Below are 2,749 nucleotides of genomic sequence, written 5' to 3'. Positions count from 1 at the left end.
AGGCCGCAATAATTCCGGATCGCGGAAGCCGGACGTGGGGCATCGCGGCGAGGGCGGTTCGCCGGCGCGACGCGCCCCGGCGAAGTCCCAGGAAGAAATCGACCTGGGCAAGGCTTACGCCTTGCGCGCACAAAAGGAAAAAGACGATCGCATCGAAGCCGAGCGCCTGAAGCAGGAAGAGGCGAAACAGCGTCGCGAAGCGAAGGCTCGACTCGCGGTATTGCTGAAGGATAAGGCGCTCAACGATCCCTCGGCGGAGATCGCCCGTCATTTCGAATACGGCGGCAAAATCAAGCGCATCTACGTGACCGCAGCACAGCTGACCGCGCTCAACGCCGGCGAACTCGGCGTGGCGCAGATGGACGGGAGATACCTGCTGATCCCCGTCGCCTTACTGCTCGAGGCCGAAGCGATTTTTCCACCCGCGGTCGCGTTGAAGGTCGATCCCAATGCCGCGCCGACCGACGATCCCTACAGTGATCCGGCCTACCAGGTCCCAGACGACCTGATCTGGTAACCGTAGGAGGCCGCTTCGGCATCCTGCCTCACGCGGCACTCGCACATCCATGTGCTTCGCGGCTTCAGCCGCGATAGTCGTTCGCCCCAAAACTACGACCCTGGCTCGGCCCTTCGCCCGCCCACATTCGCGACCTTCCGCAGCACCGGCATTGCCGAAATCAAGGTCGCCGATTCAGATCGGTCGAACGACCTCAGCAGCTCGACGAGCGGCGTCAACAGGCGCTTCTGGCCGGCAACGAACAACTTCCTTCCGGATGCCGTGATGGCGATGCGGGTGATTCGCGCGTCCGCGCTGTCCGCCTGCCTTCTGACCAGGCCGCGCCGCTCCAGGTTCTGAACCTGGCGGGTCATGGTGGGTGCCTTGACGCCTTCCTGGCGGGCCAGTTCGCCCATGGTCAGCTCGCCGGCGAAGACGAGTACCGCCAGCACTGACGCTTCCGCCCGCGTCAACGCCGGGGATGGGTCGAGGCCGCGAAGACGCCGAATGAGCTTGACCGCGATCAAGACCAGTTCTTCGGACAGTTCTTCATTGCCTGGGGAAGCCATGGCTTGCAACTGTAGCAAATTTCTATATAGTTAGCGCAGCTAAATAAATGGATCGGCGATGTCGGATCGAAACCGTGTGCGCTGGGTTTGGGCTGGGCCAGCCGCCTTTGCCTGGTTCTTCGGATGGGTGCTTGGGCTGGCGGCGCTCCGGCCTGAATACCATCATGCAACCAAAGCCATAAGCGAGCTGGGTGCCGTCGGGGCGCCGTACATGCTGGCGATGAATGCGTTTGGCTTTGTCGGTACCGGCGTTTGCCTGGCGCTGTTTGCCGTCGGATATCGGGCTCGGATGGGTGAGCGAGCGGTCGGCTACAAATCGATAATGCTGACCGCATTGTTGTTCATGATGACGGCGGTTCCGATGGAAATGGGAGCCGACGGCGATCCGGACATGGGATCGAAGCTGACCCGGCTGCACCTGGTCTTCGTCATGCTGGCACCCATTCCCTGGCTTTGGGCCTTGATCGGCATCGCTCGCCGATACGTCGATGGAACGCCAAGAGCGCTCGCGTTGGCGAGCGCCGCTGCCTTCCTCGGGGTGGTCGGGGTCACCATCTTCCTGATGGCGGATCGCACCTTCCAGGCCCCGGGCCTGGTACAGCGCGCAAGCTTCGTCCTCTTCCTGGGCTGGTTTGCGGCAGCCCCCTATCTGATGCGTAACCAGATCGAAAGCCGCAGCGAACTGGAGAAGCATCGCGGCTGAAGCCGCTCCTACGGGTCGTAGTCGAGGTTGGGGGCCAGCCAGCGCTCGGCTTGCTGGAGGCTGACGCCTTTGCGCTTGGCGTAATCGGCAACTTGCTCGCGGCTCAATCGGCCGACGACGAAGTACTGGCTCTGTGGATGCGAAAAATACAGTCCGCTGACTGCCGATGCGGGATGCATCGCGAAATTTTCCGTCAGCTTCAGGCCGATGGCGTTTTCGGCATCGAGCAAGCGGAAGATCGTGGCCTTTTCGCTGTGTTCGGGACAGGCCGGGTAACCCGGCGCGGGGCGGATGCCGACGTACTTTTCCGTGACCAGTTCGTCCACGCTCAGGGCTTCGTCGGGCGCATAACCCCATAACTCGGTACGCACTTTGCGATGCAGCCACTCGGCGCAGGCTTCGGCCAGGCGGTCGGCCAGCGATTTCAACAGGATCGAATTGTAGTCGTCGTACGCGGCTTCGAAGCGGGCGATATGCGGATCGATGCCGATGCCGGCATTGACCGCGAATGCGCCGACCCAGTCGGCCTTGCCGCTGTCCTTGGGCGCGATGAAATCCGCCAACGAAAAATTTGGGCGATCGTCCGGCTTGTCGGCCTGCTGGCGCAGGCAATGCAGGGTAATGGTTGTTGTAGGAGCGGCTGACCAGACATGCGTCTGTTGAAAGCCAGCCGCGATAGCTCCCGAACCAATCGCGGCTGAAGCCGCTCCTACAAAGGCAACTTCGATGTCGTCGCCGATGGAATTTGCGGGCCAGAGGCCGGCGACGGCTTTGGCGGTGAGCCACTTTTCGGCGATGAGTTGGTCGAGCATCCTGGTTGCATCGTCAAACAGTTCGCGCGCCTGCTTGCCGACAATGGCGTCGTCGAGGATCTGCGGGTAGCGGCCGGACAGTTCCCAGGTCTGGAAGAACGGCGTCCAGTCGATGATCGCGCGCAGTTCGTCCAGGGGCACGTCGTCGAATATCGTCGTGCCGGGCTGC

General features: G+C 62.3%; 4 protein-coding genes. 2 read left to right on the top strand and 2 right to left on the bottom strand.

Annotation, left to right across the window (positions count from 1 at the left end):
* Nucleotides 1-517 (top strand): DUF2058 domain-containing protein (locus WC739_RS24670; RefSeq protein ID WP_372955607.1); only part of this gene is annotated, 517 nt, incomplete at its 5' end.
* 92 nt (nt 518-609) lie between these two features.
* Here the strand turns inward: WC739_RS24670 and WC739_RS24665 are convergent.
* A complete protein-coding gene (locus WC739_RS24665; protein ID WP_372955606.1) occupies nt 610-1,023 on the bottom strand; it encodes a MarR family winged helix-turn-helix transcriptional regulator in 414 nt (137 codons plus the stop codon).
* A 100-nt stretch (nt 1,024-1,123) separates the two neighbouring features.
* Here WC739_RS24665 and WC739_RS24660 point away from each other — a divergent pair, with 100 nt between their 5' ends.
* Nucleotides 1,124-1,768, top strand: coding sequence for a DUF998 domain-containing protein (locus tag WC739_RS24660; protein WP_372955605.1), 645 nt, complete (start codon nt 1,124-1,126; stop codon nt 1,766-1,768).
* Between the two features lie 8 nt (nt 1,769-1,776).
* Here the strand turns inward: WC739_RS24660 and WC739_RS24655 are convergent.
* Nucleotides 1,777-2,749 (bottom strand): vitamin B12 dependent-methionine synthase activation domain-containing protein (locus tag WC739_RS24655; RefSeq protein WP_372955604.1); only part of this gene is annotated, 973 nt, incomplete at its 5' end.

Origin of the sequence: Mesorhizobium sp., from assembly GCF_041661565.1 — a bacterium.
Lineage (GTDB): Bacteria > Pseudomonadota > Alphaproteobacteria > Rhizobiales > Rhizobiaceae > Mesorhizobium.
The sequence above is the reverse complement of the archived record's forward strand: the minus strand, read 5'-3'. Positions and strand labels throughout refer to the sequence as shown.